This window comes from Propionivibrio pelophilus DSM 12018 (genome assembly GCF_059569095.1).
Map to the genome: position 1 here is coordinate 1 of NZ_JCANUT010000070.1, position 18,016 is coordinate 18,016.

The window sequence follows — 18,016 nt, forward strand, 5'->3', positions numbered from 1 at the left end:
GTCGCTGCGCGACTGCCCGAAATGCGGCCATGGCCACATGACTTGCATCGAAACCTTTCTACCCGGTTCTTTGCCACGGGGGCCGCCGCGCGATCATGGATGAACTCCAACGCATCGCCACTGAACGCTTCCGGCATTTCCTTGGGGAACGGAGGCCTTCCATTTGTCGGCGCGGACGCATTTCACCGCAATGCGCTCTGGTCGAGGCGGGTGCACCCCTCAAATGGTGCGTCGCATCGGCCCGACATCCGACACTCGGCCAGGAAATTCATCTCCGTGCTTCGACTGCATGCTTCTCGCCCGCGTCAGGGCAACGCCCCGACCCTGCCGTCTTGATTCAATCCCCATAGCGTCACCGCCTGCGCGGCGGTTCAGTCCAACAGGATTTTTAGCCTACCGGTCGCGGTGGTGGCGCTGCGCCTCTCACCGAACTCGGAACGCCGCGTCCGCCAGGCTAAAAACCCTCTGCACTATGTAAAGCTTTACATAGCGACCCATCGCGGACGTTGATGCTTCGTGAGGTGCAATGACAGGAAAGATAATCAAGCAGACCTACAGTGATGTTGAGGTTCGAATTCAAACAGCCTTTCCTCGTTTCCCGTCGAATGCTTTAGGGACCAGAGAGCGCTCTCTCCAGGTGAGCTAAACCAAACGCAGGGCGTCAACGACCAGGTTGAACGTTGATGAGCGGCTGTCCCTTGTCGTAGCTTCGCCAAAAGCAAAACATACTCGTCCGACTCGGGTCGTCGTGCAGACGAATCCCCGTCTTTGTGACACTCTGACGCCTTTCCATCATGGGGACTTCTCGTGTATTCATGGTTAGGGGCAGATTGACGTCAATCCGAGTCGCTCGAAATTGTCAAAGCATCGGTAATGGTCCACTTGCTTCGGCCACAGCCACGAAATTATTCACCAACCACTGGAAGATATCCGGTAGCCTTTAATTACCGGACGCCAAATTCTGGTCGTCAGCGCAAGCCGCATTCCTGCGCGAGATTACTGTGTGCTGGTCTCACCTTTCAAGTAAATCTTGGCCGAACACGCACGCGTGACCACAGCAGATTCAATCCCAACCCGGCTATCACCAGAGTAGCGGCCCCGATTTTCCACGGAGGAAGTGTTTCACCAAGAAATAGCGTTGATGCGCCCATACCGAAGATTGGAACGAGCAAGGCCATTGGCGCGATTGTTGTTGTCGGATAACGCGCGAGCAGCCATCCCCAGGCCACGTAGCCGAATAGGGAATTACCCCATGCCTGCCATGCCACCGCCGCCCACGAAAAGAGGTCCATCCGCCCCAGTGCCCGTGACATCGACGTAGGACCTTCGAAAGTTAGAGACAGCAGCAACAGCGGCGGTACGGCAAATGCGCTGGACCAGACCACGTAAGCCAGCATGTTGACCGGCCGTCCGACCTTAGCGACTATATTTGCGCCGGCCCACGATAGCGCAGCACAGAGCACCATACCCAATCCGAGCACCGTTGTCGTGCCATCGGTGTGCTGGAGGATGAGCGCAATGCCGAGGGTGGCGAGCAGCAGAGAAATGTACTGATATCCACGAATACGTTCGCTGGCTAGCCACGCGGCGAGACCGATCGTAAAGAAAACCTGGGACTGAATGACGAGCGACGCAATGCCCGGCGAGATCAACCCGTCCATCGATAGATAGAGCAGCCCGAACTGCCCAACCCCGATTAACACACCATACGCGGCGAGATTACCCAACGGCACGGACGGACGTGGAAGGAGGACTGCTGCGGGGAGAAATACCAGCACGAAACGTAATGCAGCAAACATCAACGGCGGCAATTCGCCAAGCGCCATTTTTATAACCACAAAATTTGTTCCCCAAACGCCAACGACAGCAAGCGCAAGAAGGAAATGGCGCGCAGGCAAAGAGGACGTCATAGACACCGGAAATTTCCCAAACACGCCATTTTGCCCAACTCCGCAAATACGTTAAAAATTTCCATGATCCCTGACGTGAGGAGTTATGAATCTTTAATCAACACGCTGCGTGCGTCGGGTCGTCATTGCCCGACTCAAGGTTTCGAGATCGAGTGGTAGAAGCAATCGACGAGAGAGCGGTAGAAGAGTCGTATTTTCCTTCACGATATGCTGCCGATAAAGCGCGACCAGACGTCGGACGGGGGCTTCTTCCAACTTGGCGCCGAGTCCCTCGGTGATTGACACCAGTTGCGGCCGTAAGGCATCCAATGCTTCGCTCATCTGCTCATGATCTGCCACGAGACTGCCTACCAGCAGTTGCACCTCCGCAACCTCGTCCGCCGTCGCGCGGGCAGTCAGCATAGGAAAGAGATTCTTTTCCTCGTCTTCATGATGATTCGGCCCCGCTTGGTTGAAATAACGCAAAATATTGCGTACCGCCTGACAGGCCTGTTCGTCAGCGCCGTGGCGCGGCAGATAGTCTAGCAAGCGCTCGAGCGTCTTAAGCTGTGCTTCAATACGCTCGTGACACGCCTCCAGCATTTCCAGCGGTTCATCCAGCGAGGGTGAATGCGGCAAGAGGGAATCACTCATACATAACTCCAAAAACATAAACGTGAACCGCACCGCGAATCGCGACTAGAACGTTTGCGCATCGTTCGTTAACTCGATTTCTCTGGATTCGTTGATGCAAAGGCACTGCTTTTTTTCGTTCTGCTTCCATGCCTCTGTCGCCGCGTTCCAGCCGGTCATCCCCAAGCAGTTCGGACGGGTGCTATGTTCGGCCGGAACCATTGCCGCAATGCATTTCAATTGCGGAACAGTACTTGTCACCCCCCCCAGCAAATCCGCTCTGGATGTTTGGGATGCAATGGGAACTTCTTGGTCATTCGCAACAGCCTTTCCTTTTCACTGAAGCCACCATTGTGCCAATGGGTTGGGCCATCTCCTAAACATTCTTTACTAATGCATCTTTATGATAATATCGTCAGCAGTCTAAAGCAATATATTTAATACATCTTTATTGCACAATTCGACCCCAATGTAATTCACGACATTTTCCGATTACGCGCAGCGTGTGTTGATATATCTACCAATCGAGCGTGACCGGTTGGCAACGATTCCCGAGATAGCCACTGCATACGGTATTTCACAACACCACCTGATGGAGGTCGTGCACCACTCGGCTCGCACTCAGGTTGTCAAGTCTGTCCGCGGCAAAGTGGGGGGGGCGGACGAGACACAGTGCCGCCTGGGCCGCTGGTTTTACGCCGGCGAAGGCAAGGCCGAATACTCTCGCCTGCCTAGTTATCGGAAAATGGAAGTGACTCATCCGGCGGTGCACGATCAAGCCCGCCGTGCCGTGGAATGCTTCCGCAACAACGATTTTGCCGGTGCGCTGGAGGCATTGACACGCATGGAGGAAGCAAACCTGACGGTAATGGCCGGCATGGAGCGTGTTCTGGCGACCGGCACCGAACGGGTTGGCGGATAGGTCGCGCATCCCGCGAGCCGGAAAGCCCTAGATTTCGGATTCTGTCACTTCAAGCTTGTCGCGGCTCGTGGGTAAGCCTGGCAAGGCGATGCTGTCCAGCGGGGCTTTTTCCGTGGCACCAGTCGCTTTTTGAACAACCGGCGTCCATTGCGCGCAGGCTTTGTGCAAGGCTGACCGCATCACCGGGCGACGTTCTTCCGTTTGTTGTTCCATTGCTTCCCCCTTGAAAATGGTTATTGAACGAGCGGCGTCTCGGCTGCTTCGAGGTCAACGCCACACAGTTCGGCCCGCCCGGCCAGTTGGCTCAGGTACTGACGCAAGGCGGTAACGTAGGTCTGCTGTTGCAAGGCAGCCGAAACAGCGCCCCGGACCTCATCGAAAGAGCGCGTCTTCCCCGGTTCGCGTTGCAGGACTTCGATGACGTGCAGACCGAAGCGGGTATGAACGAGGCGTGGCAGCACACCGATTTCGCGATGTCCGAAGACCTCCCTGGCAAACTCCGGCGCGCACTCGGCCGAAGTCAGCCAGCCCAGATGACCACCGTCCGCCCCGCTTGGGCAATTCGACTGTGTGCGCGCGGCTTCGGAAAACTTGTCTTCACGCCCGCTGTGGTCGACACAGCGCACATCCAGTAGCGTTGCTTCCGCCAGGTGGCGGAGGGCGGCGAGGTCTACCCCGGGAGTTACGGCGAACAGGATGTGCCGCACCTTCGCGCGCTCTCCGGTTGCGTAGCTGGCGCTACGCGCTTCGTAGTGGCGACGGCACTCCTCCTCCGACGGTTCGGGAATGACCAGGTTTTCGTCAAGCAAGGCTTCCACGGCCCGCATGGCGTCCTCGCTGAGGATTCCGTCAGCGTTCGGGACATCGTCGCGAGGCAATGTCCCCCGGGCAATCGCGGCCTGGCGCAACAACTCGGCACAGGCGCGCTGCCGCAATTCAGCGGCTCCCAAGGTTTCGTCGTCCCTGTTGAGCGCAATGCCGTTAACCCGGGCAATTGGTGTCGCAGCGCAGCTTGCGTGGTTCATCGCGTCCTTCCTTTCTCTCATGCGCCCGACTTGGTCGGTGCCGTGGCGGCTTCTTTAGACGGAACATTCAAGCGGCGGGAGCGAACCACCTGATAGGGGCGAACAAGGTAGGCCACCGTCCCGAATCCGCTCCAGACGTGCGCGAGCCGGGTGAAGGGAAAGACCAGGAAGATGGTCATGCCGAGCACGATGTGCGCCTTGAAGACCCAGCTGACGCCGGTAATCAGTTCCGACGCGCCGCTGCGGAAGGTCACGATGCGTTGCGCCCACTCGGCCAGGAGCAGCATCACGCTGCCGTCGAGGTGCTGCGCGGAAATCGGGACGCTGGCGAGGCCCAGCACGAGCTGAAGCCACAGCAGGACAAGCACGGCGATGTCGCTGGGCTTGGAGTTGTTCCGGATGCGCGGATCGCTCAGGCGGCGGTGCAGCAGAATCGTCACCCCGGCGAACGCCAGCAGTCCGGCGATGCCGCCGGCCGTCATGGCCAGCACTTGCTTGGTCCCGGCGTCGATGAAGCCTTGGTAAACGAAGTGCGGTGTCAACATGCCGAAGAAATGCCCGCCGAAGAGGAAGAGCACGCCGATATGGAAAAGGTTGCTGCCGAGCTTGAGCTGGCCGGCGCGCAGCAATTGCGACGAGTCGCTCTTCCAGGTGTACTGGTCGCGGTCGAAACGGATCAGGCTGCCCAGGAGAAAGATGCTCAGGCAGATGTAGGGATAAACCCCGAACAAAAAGGTGTCGAGTGCGTTCATCGAATTGCTCCCGTAGAGGCGGATACCGTCGTTTTCCGGGCAGGGGCGCCGGTACCGACGAAATGAACCGGCTGGACCCCTTGGCCGCCGGCTTGCCCTTTGGTCGAACAACCGCCGAATGCGGGCGGTTCTTCCCAACTGGCGTCCAGAGACTCGTCCGGCGCGACCGGCATGTTCGCGGTCGTCGCCGGCGCTTCGCCGCTCAGTTCCAGCAGCGTGGCCAGCACGCAGGCGTAGGCGCTCTTGCGTTGCCGCAAGGCGCCATGAATGGCCTTGACGACATGGGCGATTTCGCCAAGGAAGGCGCGGGCTTCCCTGGGCGGCTGGGTCGAGGCGAACTCCAGGACCGCCGGCAGGTAATCGGGTAACTCGCCCGGGGCGAGGTGCAGGCCGGCCTGCTCGTAGGTCTGGATCAGGTCGATCATCGCCGGGCCGCGGTCGCGCGAATCGCCATGCACGTGCTCGAACAGGTGCAGCGACGTCGAGCGGCCCTGGTCGAAGGTTCGCACGTACTCCGCCTCGTTTTCGATCGGGTCCCCGTTCTCCAGCGTGGCGGCGAGCGCGTCCAGTTCCGTCCGGCGGGCGGCCGGCATGCTCACGCCGGCCGCGAGGGTGGCGCGCAGGTCGGCGAGATCGCCGCGCAGGGATGCGTCGGGATAGGTGAGCAGGCGGGCCAGAATGCGCAGGCTCAGCGAGATGTCCGCGGGCACCATGGCTATACCTCCACCTTGATCGGGATGGTCCGGCGCTTTGTGCCACCGAACAGGCTGGCCTCGTTGCTGCCTTCCGAGCAGCCGTTGCCGAACGAGAAGCCGCACCCGCCGCGAAGGTCGAAGGCGTTTTCCGCATACTCCCGGTGCGCGGTGGGAATCACGAAGCGGTCCTCGTAATTCGCGATCGCCATGATCTGGTACATCTCTTCGACCTCGGCGGTGCTCAGGCCGACTTGCTCCAGGACAGTGGTGTTGACCACGCCATCGACGTGTTTTGCGCGCTGGAAGGCGCGCATCGCCAGCATGCGTTCCAGCGCCCGCTCGACGGGTTCCACGTCGCCCGCCGTCAGCAGGTTGGCGAGGTACTTGACCGGGATGCGCAACTGCTTGACGTCGGGAATCTCGCCGTTGACGCCGAGCTGGCCGGCATTGGCGGCAGCGCTGATCGGCGAGAGCGGCGGCACATACCAGACCATCGGCAGCGTCCGGTATTCGGGGTGCAAGGGCAGGGCGACCTTCCAGTCGACGGCCATCTTGTAGACCGGGCTCTTGCGCGCCGCCTCCATCCAGGCGTCGGGAATGCCGTCGGCGCGCGCCTGTGCGATGACCTTCGGGTCGTTGGGGTCGAGGAAGATGTCGAGCTGCGCCTGGTACAGGTCGCTGTCCCGGGTGACGCTGGCCGCTTCCTCGATGCGGTCGGCGTCATAAAGCAGCACGCCGAGATAACGGATGCGTCCGACACAGGTTTCCGAACACACCGTCGGCTGCCCGGCCTCGATGCGCGGGTAGCAGAAGATGCATTTCTCGGCCTTGCCCGACTTCCAGTTGTAGTAGATCTTCTTGTACGGGCAACCGGAAACGCACATGCGCCAGCCGCGGCACTTGTCCTGGTCGATCAGCACGATGCCGTCTTCCTCGCGCTTGTAGATCGAGCCGGACGGACAGCTGGCGACGCAGGTCGGGTTGAGGCAGTGCTCGCACAGGCGCGGCAGGTACATCATGAAGGTATTCTCAAACTGGCCGTACATCTCCTTCTGCACTTGGTCGAACTGGTCGAAGTTCTTGTCCTTCGAGCGCTTGGAAAACTCGCCGCCGAGGATTTCCTCCCAGTTCGGGCCCCAGACGATCTTTTCCATGCGCTTGCCGGTGATCAGGCTGCGTGGTCGTGCGCTCGGCGTGGCCTTCGATTCGGGCGCCGATTGCAAATGGTCGTAGTCGAAGGTGAACGGTTCGTAGTAGTCGTCGATTTCGGGCAGGTTCGGGTTGGCGAAGATGCGCATCAGCAGCTTCCACTTGTTCCCCTGGCGCGGCTCGATCCTGCCGTCGGCCTTGCGGACCCAGCCGCCGTTCCATTTGTCCTGGTTCTCCCATTCCTTGGGATAGCCGATGCCAGGCTTGGTTTCGACGTTGTTGAACCAGGCGTACTCCATGCCGGGACGGCTGGTCCAGACGTTCTTGCAGGTCACCGAGCAGGTGTGGCAGCCGATGCACTTGTCCAGGTTCAGCACCATGCCGATTTGGGCGCGAATTTTCATGAATCTTCTCCTTACGCAGCGGCCGTTGTGCCGGAAACCGGAGCGGCTTCGTCATCCAGCCAGTCCACCTGGTCCATCTTGCGCACGACGACGAACTCGTCGCGGTTGGTGCCGATCGTTCCGTAGTAGTTGAAGCCGTAGCTGAACTGCGCGTAGCCGCCGATCATGTGGGTCGGCTTCAGGACGATGCGCGTCACCGAGTTGTGGATGCCGCCGCGGATGCCGGTGATTTCCGAACCCGGCGTGTTGATGGTCTTTTCCTGGGCGTGGTACATCATCACCATGCCCGGAGTGACCCGCTGGCTGACGACCGCCCGGGCCGAGATGGCGCCGTTGATGTTGAACAGCTCGACCCAGTCGTTATCGACGATTCCCGCGCGTTTCGCGTCGTCCTCGCTCAACCAGACGACCGGCCCGCCGCGATTGAGCGTGAGCATCATCAGGTTGTCCGTGTAGGTCGAGTGGATGCCCCACTTCTGGTGCGGCGTGATGAAGTTGAGGGCGATCTCCGGGTGGCCGTTGGGCTTGATGTTGTGGATCTCGGCCGTCGTCTTCAGGTCCACCGGCGGACGGTAGCTGGAGAAGCCTTCGCCGAAGGCGAGCATCCACGGATGATCCAGGTAGAACTGCTGGCGGCCGGTCAGGGTGCGCCACGGAATCAGCTCATGCACGTTGGTGTAGCCGGCGTTGTAGGAGACCGTCTCGGACTCGATGCCGCTCCAGGTTGGCGAACTGATGATCTTGCGCGGCTGGGCCTGGATGTCGCGGAAGCGGATTTTCTCGTCTTCGCGGTACAGGGCCAGATGCGTGTGCTCGCGGCCCGTCTGCTTGCCGAGCGCCTCCCAGGCCTTGACGGCGACGTGGCCGTTGGTCTCCGGCGCGAGCTGCAGGATGACCTCGCAGGCGTCGATATCGCTGTCGATGCGTGGCATGCCGCAGGTCGCACCCTCGTCGCCGACGACCCCGTTGAGCTCGCCCAGTTGCCGCACTTCGGCCTGCGTGTTCCAGGCGATGCCCTTGCCGCCGTTGCCCGCCGTGTTCATCAACGGACCGAGCGCGGTGAAGCGCTTGAACACGTTCGGATAGTCACGTTCGACGACGGCGATGTTCGGCGCCGTCTTGCCCGGAATCAGGTCGGTCTCGCCGCGTTTCCAGTCCTTCACGCCCACGGGTTGCGCCAGTTCGGCCGGCGTGTCGTGCATCAGGGGCGACAGGACGATCTCGCGTTCGACGCCCAGATGGCCGACACAGACCTCGCTGAATTTCCGGGCGAAGCCCTTGTAGATTTCCCAGTCGCTGCGCGACTGCCAGGCCGGATCGACCGCCGTCGACAGCGGGTGGATGAACGGATGCATGTCGCTGGTGTTGAGGTCGTTCTTCTCGTACCAGCTCGCCGTCGGCAGCACGATGTCGGAATAAAGACAGGTGGTGCTCATCCGGAAATCCAGCGTCACCAGCAGATCAAGCTTCCCTTCGGGCGCCGTCTCGTGCCACACCACCTCCGTCGGCTTTGCCTCGTCAGCGCCCAGATCCTTGCCCTGCAGGCCATGGGTCGTGCCCAGCAGATGCTTGAGGAAATACTCGTGGCCTTTGCCGCTGGAGCCGAGGATGTTGGAGCGCCAGACGAACATGTTGCGCGGCCAGTTGTCGGGGTGGTCCGGATCTTCGCAGCTCATCCGCAGCGAACCGTCCTTCAGGCACTTGACCGTGTAGTCCTTCGGATCGGCGCCGGCGGCGACTGCATCACGGACGATTTTCAGCGGATTGGTCTGCAGCTGGGGCGCCGAGGGGAGCCAGCCCATGCGCTCGGCGCGCACGTTGTAGTCGATCATGCTGCCGCCGAAGTCCGCCGGGTCGGCCAGCGGCGACAGCACTTCGTCGATCCCGAGCTTCTCGTAGCGCCACTGGTCGGTGTGGGCGTAGAAGAAACTGGTCGAATTCATCTGGCGCGGCGGGCGGATCCAGTCGAGCGCGAAGGCCAGCGCCGTCCAGCCGGTTTGCGGGCGCAGCTTCTCCTGCCCGACGTAGTGCGCCCAGCCGCCTCCGCTCTTGCCGATGCAGCCGCACAGCATCAGCATGTTGATGACCCCGCGGTAGTTCATGTCCGAGTGGTACCAGTGGTTCATCGCCGCGCCGATGATGACCATCGAGCGGCCCTGCGTCTTGTCGGCGTTGTCCGCGAACTGGCGGGCCACGGCGATGATCTGCTCGCGCGGCGTGCCGGTGATGCGCTCCTGCCAGGCCGGCGTGTAGGGCGTGTCGTCGTCGAAGTCGCGGGCGGCCAGTTCGCCGGGAATCCCGCGGGCGATGCCGTAGTTGGCCACCTGCAGATCGAAGACGGTGGCCACCAGGGCCGTTTTTCCCTGTTCGCCCAGTGCGATCCGCCGCACGGGAACCGTGCGCACGAGAACGTTCCGCCCGGCCGCTCCTTCGGCGTTGTTCGGGAAGTACTCGTTCTTGATGCCGCCAAAATACGGGAAGGCGACCCGGGCGGTGTCGTCGCTCGGATTCGCACCTTCGAGCAGCGACAGCCGAAACTTGACCTCATCGTCGCTGCGCGCGTCCCTGGCCTCCAGATTCCAGCGACCCGCGTCGGCGCGGCCGTCCGCCCCCCAGCGGAAGCCGATCGAGCCGTTCGGCACGGTGATCCGGTCGTCCTCGTCGAAGGCCACCGTCTTCCAGTCGGGGTTGTTGCTTGCGCCCAAGGCGCCGTCGAAGTCGGAAGCGCGCAGATAGCGGTCGGGTACCACCACCGTTTCGCCGTCGGGCAAGGTGTGCTCCTTGAGCGTCACCAGCATCGGCATGTCGGTGTAGCGGCGAACGTAGTCCTCGAAGTAGGCGCTCCTTGGCTTGTCGCCGTCCGGGAAATAAAACTCCTTGAGGATGACGTGCCCCATCGCCATGGCGACAGCGGCGTCGGTCCCCTGCTTGGGCTTCATCCAGATGTCGGCGAGCTTCGCGACTTCGGAATAGTCGGGCGTTATCGCCACGGTCTTGGTGCCCTTGTAGCGGACTTCGGTGAAGAAGTGCGCGTCCGGCGTGCGCGTCTGCGGCACGTTCGAGCCCCAGGCGATGATGAAGCTGGAGTTGTACCAGTCGGCCGATTCCGGCACGTCCGTCTGCTCGCCCCAGATCTGCGGGCTGGACGGCGGCAGGTCGCAGTACCAGTCATAGAAGCTCATGCAGACGCCGCCGATCAGGGAGAGGTAGCGGCTGCCGGCGGCGTAGGAGACCATCGACATCGCCGGGATCGGCGAGAAGCCGATGACGCGGTCGGGGCCGTGTTTCTTGATCGTATGCACGTTGGCCGCGGCGACGATCTCGTTGACTTCGTCCCAGCTCGCACGCACGAAGCCGCCCAGCCCGCGCACGCTCTGGTAGTCCTTGCGCTTGCTCTCGTCGCTGACGATCGCCGCCCAGGCGTCCACCGGGTCGTGCGACAGCCGCGCCTCGCGCCAGAGCTTGAGCAGGCGGCCGCGCACCATCGGGTATTTCACCCGGTTGGCGCTGTAGAGGTACCACGAGTACGAGGCGCCGCGGGCGCAACCGCGCGGTTCGTGGTTGGGCATGTCCCAGCGGGTGCGCGGATAGTCGGTCTGCTGCGTCTCCCAGGTGACGATGCCGCCCTTGACGTAGATCTTCCACGAGCAGGAGCCCGTGCAGTTCACCCCGTGCGTGGAGCGCACGATCTTGTCGTGTGCCCAGCGGTCGCGGTAGGCGTCCTCCCAGGTGCGATCCTCGCCGTTGGTGACGCCGTGGCCGCCGGAAAACGATTCCCTGGGCTGGATAAAATAGTTCAGTCGATCGAGAAAATGGCTCATCAGGCCCTCCTTGTTCCTTGGGGTTGGCAGCGCGTTCCGTCAGCAGGGCATCTCGGCGTGTCTGCGGGCGTAGTGCCACCAGGTGATCGCGATACATGAGGCATAGAAGATGGCGAATAGCCACAGCGCCAGTTCCGGTCCGCCGGTGGCGGCAATCGAGCTGCCGTAGCTTTTCGGGATGAAGAAGCCGCCGTAGGCCCCCAGCGCACCGGCAAAGCCAAGCGCCGCCGCGCCCTCCGTGTTGCCTTCCCGGAGCGCTCGCGCACGGTCGTGGTCGCTGTCGCTGGAGCTTGCGAGTTCGCGGAGCTTCAGGTTCATGAAGATCACCGGAATCATGCGGAAGGTCGATCCGTTGCCGATGCCCGTGGTCAGGAAGAGGACGAGAAACATCAGGAAGAAGCCGGTAAAGCTGCCTTCAGCGGGGCCGAAGGGTAGGGCCAGTCCGCCGGTCCCCTTGGGCAGGAAGTACAGGACGCCGACGACCGCGAGCGCCATGGCGACAAAGTTCCACAGGGTGACCGAGGCGCCGCCGAGCTTGTCGGCCAGCCAGCCTCCCACCGGACGGATCAGCGCGCCGACGAGCGGCCCAAGCCAGGCGTAGGCCAGCGGGTTGATGTCGGGAAACTGGCTCTTGATGAGGAGGGGGAATCCGGCGGCAAAGCCGATGAACGAACCGAAGGTGCCCAGGTAAAGCCAGCACATGAGCCAGTTGTGCTTGCGCTTGAAGATCGCCGCCTGGGCGGCGAAGGAGGCCTTGGCGTCGGCGATGTCGTTCATGAACAGCCAGGCCAGGACCGTGGCCAGGGCAATCCACGGCACCCAGACGAAGGCCGCGTTCTGCATCCAGAGGTGCGTCGTCGCGCCATCGGCTCCGGTGGCGGTCTGCGGCGCCCCGGCGAACACGCCGAAGACACCGACGGTAACGACCATCGGGGTCAGAAACTGCACGACGGAGACGCCGAGGTTGCCCAGTCCGGCATTGACGCCCAACGCGGACCCTTTCCGCGCCTTGGGAAAGAAGAAACTGATGTTGGCCATGCTGGAGCTGAAATTGCCGCCCCCGAAACCGCATAGCAGCGCCAGCACCAGCATCGTGGAAAAGCTGGTTGCCGGATTCTGCACCGCGTAGCCGATGCCGATCGCGGGGATCAGCAGCGAGGCCGTTGAAATGGCCGTCCAGCGCCGTCCGCCCACCAGCGGGATCATGAACGAATAGAAGATTCGCAGCGTTGCGCCGGAGAGCGCTGGAGCAGCGGCCAGCCAGAAGAGCTGGTCCGTCGTGTAAGTGAAGCCCAGCTGTGGCAGGCTGACAGCCACGACGCTCCACAATTGCCAGATGGCGAAGGCCAGGAACAGGCACGGCACCGAGATCCACAGATTGAGCTTGGCGATGGCTTGCCCTTCGCGCTCCCAGAAGGCCTTGTCTTCCGGTGTCCAGACATGCAACAGAGTGCCTGGACGTGCTGGAATTCCGGCTCGGCCGGAGGTGGTCGTCATTTTGTCTCTCCCCATGCTTTTGTATATAAGCAATATAGGAGAGAGAGAATGAAGGCGATATCCCTCCGAAGAGGCATCGCGGCGCATCCGAAGAACTATGTCAGGCCGTCGCCGTATAGTTCGAACGAACTATGAGGGGCTGCCGCGGGCTGAAAATCAGATCAGTCCGTTGCCAGAGGCGATCACGGCGGCCTGGACGCGGGTGCTGACGTCGAGTTTGCGCAGGATGTGCTGGACGTGGATCTTGACCGTGGTTTCCGCAATGCCGTGTTCACGCGCGATTTCCTTGTTGCTCGCGCCACGGGCGATGCCGCGCAGGACGTCTCTCTCTCGCGGCGACAGGGAGGCGAGGGCCTCGCCAACAGCGCTCGGCGAAGTGTCTTCGACCGATGCGGGCGCGCTCTGTCCGCCGGCAACGGTGGCGCCCCGATACGCGGCGACAAGCTTGCTGGTCATTTCCGTCGCGATGACGCTTTCGCCGTTCATCGCCCGGAGAATGGCTTCGGTCAGGGTGTCGCCTTCCGCGGTTTTTAGCAGATAGCCCACAGCGCCACCGCGCAAGGCCGCGCCCAGATCGTCCTCGTCTTCGCTGACGGTCAGCATGAGGATGCGGGAACCCGGCGCCGCTTCGCGCAATGCGGGAAGCGCGTCAATGCCCGTGACGCCGGGCAGATGGTTGTCGAGCAGGATGATGTCCGGCTGCAACTCCTGCGCCCGCCGCAGCCCCTCGCTCGCGTCGGCCGCGTCACCGACCACTTTCAGGCGGGAGTCACGAACCAGCAGCGCCGTCAAACCGCGCCGGAAAAGCGTGTGATCGTCGATCACCAGTATCCGGATCGGGCAAGGAGGGTAAGGAGGGCACGAGGAGGGCAGGGACGTGCTCATGCGTTCCCCGCGGAGGGAAGCGTCAGCACGACCGAGGTACCTTCCCCGGGCATGGAGATGATTTCAAGGTTCGCGCCGATCCGCTGGGCTCGTTCATTCATGATGCGCAAGCCTACATGAGATTCATCGAACTTGTTCCCGCGCGCGTCGAAACCGACACCGTCGTCACGCACCTCCACGCGCCACAGGGGATGTTGCTCGACATTCAGGGTCACCCGCGAGGCATTCGCGTGCTTGCGCACATTGGACAAGGCTTCCTGCACGATATGCAGGACCTGTATCTGCCGGTCCGGCGAAAGCGGGATGCCGTGACTTTGAATCGAGAGCGCGGTCTTCACCCGGCTCTGGTGTTCGAATTTCTGCAAGGTTATGGCAAAGGCGGATTCGATATCCTCGGAGTTGGTCCGGGTACGGAAATGCGTCAGCAGTTCTCGTACATCGCCGTAGCTCTCCTTGACGCCGGCATCGATTTCATCGAGCGCCTCCTGGATGTGTTCCGCATCATTCGATTGAATCGCGTCACGCAGCAATTGCACCTGGATTTTCAGGAAGGCGAGCGATTGCGCGATCGAGTCATGGAGTTCTCGCGCCAGATGCAAGCGCTCCTGGGAGACGGCGGCTTCTTTCTCCAGCGCGTTGAGGCGCAGGTTTTCCATCGCGCTGGCGAGGTGGTTGCCGAGGGCTTCAAGCAGCGAGCATAACGCGGGCGAGGGCTTCACCTTGGCACAGAAAAACAGGTCTACCTCGCCCATGATCCGCTCGTGGAGACGGACCGGGATGTTGATCACCGTCTTGAATCCGGCGTTGGCGCAGCTCAGGTTTTCCGGCCTGGACTCGTCGTGGAAGCGAATGACGCGCAGGCCGGGATCTTCGGCAATGTCGCTGCAATGGCAGGCTCCACGGTCAAGGCATTGTTCCGCATCGAGCAGGGATTGCGGCAAGCCCTGCGAGGCCAGCATCAGGAAGCGCTGGTTGTTCCGGTCGGACCAGCGCAGGGCGACTCCGTCCGCGCGGGCGATGCGTCCGATGATCTTCGTGAATCCCTGTGCGAGATCGTTCAGCGCCGTGGAATTCGCCACCAGACTGGTTACCTCGTAGAGACCTTCGAGACGCTCGCGTTTCTCTTCCAGTTCTGACGTCTTCTCGGCAACCTTGTGTTCGAGGTGGCGATACATGGACTGGAGATTCTCGGCCATGCCGTTGAATCCGCCGGCCAGTGTCCCGAATTCGTCCGAGCTTGTGTGATTGACCCGGGCGTCGAAATCTCCGCCCTGAATGCGACCGATTGCCCTCGCCAGCTTCCCGACCGGCTTCAGGACGAAAACATACCCGGTGGCAATCAGGAGCGCCGTGACGACCAGCGCAAGAATCATTGCCGACAGCTGCAGAAAGTGCAATGTGGAGGTCTGGCGAGCCAGGTGGGTCTCGATGCCGACAACCAGTGCATCGATGCTGGCGACGAACTCATCCGTGGCCGTTCGAAGATCACGCACCTGGCCGGAATCCTTCTCGATCAATGAACGGAAGCTCTGCCAGCGCTGCTGAACGGCCGAAAAACGGCTCCGCACGTTGTCGTCCCACGGGACGACAAGAGGGCGGGCAGGGTCGCCGTCGAGCAGCAGCGACATGCTGCGCCCGAAGGTATCGATCTGATCAGGCAGGTCGTCCTGCGCGCCGAGGTTGGCTGACAGCGCCATGCGATAAGCCTGCATGCGCATTCGTCCGGCCTCGTTGACCGCAGCGGCGCCGCCGTCGAGCTGCCAGGACATCCACAGCATTGCCGTTGTCGAGATCACCACGAGCACCAGGAACGGAGCCCCCAGCATGGCCAGCTTGGCGCCGAGACTCCACTGCGTTTTCTGCATTTCAGGGCCGATCAAGAGACATTGAGCGAGGATTCGTCATGTTCCCGCATCGGCATGCAGTCCCTATTTATCCGTCGGAGAAGCTGCATTTCCGGTTGCGCTTCCTGTGTCGATGCCCCAGTCGCCATACTCCAGCCAATCCTCTCCGAGGAGTTCGGCGGGGTGCTGAGTCCGGTCTGAACCATTACCGCAACCCATCGCATCCGCCGCGCAGTACTTGTCGCATCCCCAGCAAATCCGCTCCGGGTGCTTGGGGTGCACGGGAAATTTCTTCGCCATTCTCGACAACGTCTCCTTTTCCTCAAACCAGCTTTTGATCGAATGGATCGATCATGTTGTAAAGATGTTTTTCATCTGCATCTTTATGATAATATCGCTGCCGACGTAAAGCAATATTGCAAATACATCTTACTGTTGTGTTGCCGAGGCCATGAAGTTAACCACTTTTTCCGATTACACGCTGCGTGTGTTGATGTATCTCGCGGTCGAGCGGGAGCGGTTGGCAACGATTCCCGAGATTGCCAATGCCTACGGTATTTCGCAGAACCACCTGATGAAGGTCGTGCATCACCTGGCGCGCACGGGGGTTATCGAGTCGCTCCGTGGAAAGGGCGGTGGCATCCGACTCCGGCATGCGCCTTCCGAGATCCGCTTGGGGCAGGTCGCGCGTGCCAGCGAAGGCAACAGCGCCATCGTCGAGTGCCTGTCCGACGAGCCGTGTGGATGCAAGATCAGGCCCGCCTGCCGATTGGCACCGATTCTTGTGCGCGCCTTTGAGGCGCTGTATCAGACGCTGGACGAGTATTCCCTCGCCGATCTGGTGGACAAGCCGGATCAATCGAATCAACTGCGGTTGCTTCTCAAGCAAGCCTGAATGGACGAATGCCCCGGCGCTGACATTGCAGGTCAATGAAGATGAAACGACATCCATCACTCATCGCTTTGTCCCGGGAACACCATACCGCTCTGGTATGGGCGAAGCGCGTACAACGTAGCGGTGAGTCCGATCCGAATGTGTTGGTGAAGCAACTCATCGCTCTCTTCGAGCGCGAGTTGGAACCCCATTTTGCAACCGAGGAGAGAGACCTTCTCCCGATCCTTCAGCAGCGAGGACATCACGCGCTGGTGAGGAAAACCCTGGAAGATCACCGCGCCCTCCGTACCGAGATCGAACGGATGCGCGCGGGACAGGCTGAATCTCTTGCCCCTTTCGGGGCGGCATTGGCGGCTCACGTCCGTTTTGAGGAGAGGGAAATGTTTCCGGTCGTGGAGTCGGTATTAATGGACCGGATCGACACGGGAAGCATTTGATCCTTGAATTGGATGGACCCCTGCTCCTTTTCCGATACGCAATGCAGGAGACTGTCACGTCTGTCACGCAGTTGCGAAAACGTGGTGCTCGGTTCGAGCCCCTGCACCCACAGAGCAGTCTCATTCACAACCAAGGAGAAAGCACGATGAGCCAAAGCAATTCAAATACGAGCGTCCGTAACCTCAAAACGATGCTGCAATACCAGGACAATGCGATTGTCAGCAGCATGCTGGTCAAGAATTCGTCGGGAAACGCCACGCTCTTCGCCTTTGATGGTGGCGAGGGATTGAGCGAACACACGGCCCCCTTCGATGCATTGGTTATCGGTGTCGAAGGGCGAGCGGAAATCCCGATTGCGGGCGTCTCGCATATCGTCGGGGAAGGCGATTCCTTGATCATGCCGGCCAACGTCCCGCATGCGGTGAAGCCGCTGGGGCAATTCAAAATGCTGTTGGTCATGATCCGCGGAGAGAAGTCCAGTTGATTGAAGGTCTCTCCAGGCCGAATAGCTGAAGACGGAGCGCCAGACAAAAACGAGTGTTGTCAGGCGTTCCGGTTTCTGTACTGCGTCGGCGTCATGCCGGTTTTCTGCTTGAACGCGGTATTGAACACGGATTTCGAATTGAAGCCCGAGTCAAGCATCACCTCCAGGATGGTCTTGCCCTCTTGCCGAAGATCAAGGAGTTCCGTTGCGTGGCGTATCCGATAGTCGCCCACGAAGTCAAAGAAGTTCTTCTCGAAGCCATGGTTGATCACAAACGAGAGATCGCGGGGAGACATTCCCATCTGCTTGGCCAACTGATTCACTGAAAGGTTTGCGTTCAGGAATGGCTTTTCGCTGTTCATGAGTCCGTCCTGAATAACCGACTTCAAAGCACGGCGAAGGGGCGAAATTCGGGGCGCGGCGCTTGCCGGCGATTGGTGTCGGCAATGGAGAAGCACAGCATCCAGACGTAAAAAAGCCGGATGGCTCTCAGGATCATTCGGAGATTGTGGCCGGCGCCGCAAAGCACGGCATTCAAGGCATCGCCGAGGCTGCCTTTGAGCCAATTTCGACGCAACTTGCCTTCGTTTTTCATGTGCCCGATCGCGGGTTCAACGGCACTTCGTCGATGAATGGCTTTCCGGATGGACGGGGTGACACCGCGCCTCTGGCCGCTGCGCCGG

16 protein-coding genes and 3 pseudogenes are annotated in these 18,016 nt (G+C 61.0%); 4 read left to right on the forward strand and 15 right to left on the reverse strand.

What is annotated here, in order from left to right:
- Positions 1-1,019: 1,019 nt before the first annotated feature.
- The 3 genes and pseudogenes from BO74_RS18840 to BO74_RS18850 all read right to left on the reverse strand — a co-directional run.
- Complete coding sequence (locus tag BO74_RS18840) at positions 1,020-1,910, reverse strand: EamA family transporter (RefSeq protein WP_496444629.1); 891 nt, start codon at positions 1,908-1,910, stop codon at positions 1,020-1,022.
- A 93-nt stretch (positions 1,911-2,003) separates the two neighbouring features.
- Positions 2,004-2,543, reverse strand: coding sequence for a hemerythrin domain-containing protein (locus BO74_RS18845; protein ID WP_496444599.1), 540 nt, complete (start codon positions 2,541-2,543; stop codon positions 2,004-2,006).
- Between the two features lie 118 nt (positions 2,544-2,661).
- Positions 2,662-2,839 (reverse strand): annotated as a pseudogene (locus tag BO74_RS18850) (DUF3079 domain-containing protein); the annotation flags it as partial.
- A gap of 173 nt (positions 2,840-3,012) precedes the next feature.
- Between BO74_RS18850 and BO74_RS18855 the strand changes: the two are divergent.
- A pseudogene (locus tag BO74_RS18855) lies at positions 3,013-3,444 on the forward strand (CZB domain-containing protein); the annotation flags it as partial.
- 27 nt (positions 3,445-3,471) lie between these two features.
- Here BO74_RS18855 and BO74_RS18860 read toward each other — a convergent pair.
- The 10 genes from BO74_RS18860 to BO74_RS18905 form a co-directional block, all read right to left on the reverse strand.
- Positions 3,472-3,657, reverse strand: a complete 186-nt coding sequence (locus BO74_RS18860) for a hypothetical protein (protein ID WP_496444601.1) — start codon at positions 3,655-3,657, stop codon at positions 3,472-3,474.
- 20 nt (positions 3,658-3,677) lie between these two features.
- The gene (locus tag BO74_RS18865; RefSeq protein ID WP_496444603.1) at positions 3,678-4,469 is read right to left on the reverse strand and encodes a peptidylprolyl isomerase; all 792 of its coding nucleotides are present in this window, start codon (positions 4,467-4,469) and stop codon (positions 3,678-3,680) included.
- A 17-nt stretch (positions 4,470-4,486) separates the two neighbouring features.
- Positions 4,487-5,221: a respiratory nitrate reductase subunit gamma gene (gene narI / locus BO74_RS18870; RefSeq protein ID WP_496444605.1), complete on the reverse strand. Its 735-nt coding sequence runs from the start codon at positions 5,219-5,221 to the stop codon at positions 4,487-4,489.
- Positions 5,218-5,934 (reverse strand): nitrate reductase molybdenum cofactor assembly chaperone, encoded by a 717-nt coding sequence (narJ, locus tag BO74_RS18875; protein WP_496444607.1) that lies wholly within the window; start codon positions 5,932-5,934, stop codon positions 5,218-5,220. The genes narI and narJ overlap by 4 nt, the downstream gene beginning before the upstream one ends.
- Positions 5,935-5,936: 2 nt before the next feature.
- On the reverse strand, positions 5,937-7,469 hold the full coding sequence (narH, locus tag BO74_RS18880; RefSeq protein WP_496444609.1) for a nitrate reductase subunit beta: 1,533 nt from the start codon (positions 7,467-7,469) through the stop codon (positions 5,937-5,939).
- Positions 7,470-7,480: 11 nt separating this feature from the next.
- Complete coding sequence (locus tag BO74_RS18885; RefSeq protein ID WP_496444611.1) at positions 7,481-11,290, reverse strand: nitrate reductase subunit alpha; 3,810 nt, start codon at positions 11,288-11,290, stop codon at positions 7,481-7,483.
- Positions 11,291-11,329: 39 nt separating this feature from the next.
- Complete coding sequence (locus BO74_RS18890; protein WP_496444613.1) at positions 11,330-12,787, reverse strand: NarK family nitrate/nitrite MFS transporter; 1,458 nt, start codon at positions 12,785-12,787, stop codon at positions 11,330-11,332.
- Between the two features lie 156 nt (positions 12,788-12,943).
- A complete protein-coding gene (locus tag BO74_RS18895) occupies positions 12,944-13,672 on the reverse strand; it encodes a response regulator (RefSeq protein ID WP_496444615.1) in 729 nt (242 codons plus the stop codon).
- Positions 13,669-15,537 carry a type IV pili methyl-accepting chemotaxis transducer N-terminal domain-containing protein gene (locus BO74_RS18900; RefSeq protein WP_496444617.1) on the reverse strand — a complete coding sequence of 623 codons (1,869 nt, stop codon included), beginning with the start codon at positions 15,535-15,537 and terminating at the stop codon, positions 13,669-13,671. The genes BO74_RS18895 and BO74_RS18900 overlap by 4 nt, the downstream gene beginning before the upstream one ends.
- A 63-nt stretch (positions 15,538-15,600) precedes the next feature.
- Complete coding sequence (locus BO74_RS18905; protein ID WP_496444619.1) at positions 15,601-15,816, reverse strand: DUF3079 domain-containing protein; 216 nt, start codon at positions 15,814-15,816, stop codon at positions 15,601-15,603.
- A gap of 151 nt (positions 15,817-15,967) precedes the next feature.
- On the opposite strand from BO74_RS18905, the gene BO74_RS18910 reads away from it, so the two are divergent.
- The 3 genes from BO74_RS18910 to BO74_RS18920 are packed head-to-tail and all read left to right on the forward strand — an operon-like array spanning position 15,968 to position 17,333.
- Positions 15,968-16,411 (forward strand): RrF2 family transcriptional regulator, encoded by a 444-nt coding sequence (locus BO74_RS18910; protein ID WP_496444621.1) that lies wholly within the window; start codon positions 15,968-15,970, stop codon positions 16,409-16,411.
- A gap of 41 nt (positions 16,412-16,452) precedes the next feature.
- Positions 16,453-16,848, forward strand: a complete 396-nt coding sequence (locus BO74_RS18915) for a hemerythrin domain-containing protein (protein ID WP_496444623.1) — start codon at positions 16,453-16,455, stop codon at positions 16,846-16,848.
- A 41-nt stretch (positions 16,849-16,889) separates the two neighbouring features.
- Entirely contained in the window at positions 16,890-17,333 is a 444-nt protein-coding gene (locus tag BO74_RS18920) for a cupin domain-containing protein (RefSeq protein ID WP_496444625.1), read from the forward strand.
- A 59-nt stretch (positions 17,334-17,392) separates the two neighbouring features.
- On the opposite strand, the gene BO74_RS18925 is transcribed toward BO74_RS18920, so the two are convergent.
- Positions 17,393-17,695: a helix-turn-helix domain-containing protein gene (locus BO74_RS18925; protein WP_496444627.1), complete on the reverse strand. Its 303-nt coding sequence runs from the start codon at positions 17,693-17,695 to the stop codon at positions 17,393-17,395.
- Positions 17,696-17,718: 23 nt separating this feature from the next.
- A pseudogene (locus BO74_RS18930) lies at positions 17,719-18,016 on the reverse strand (hypothetical protein); the annotation flags it as partial.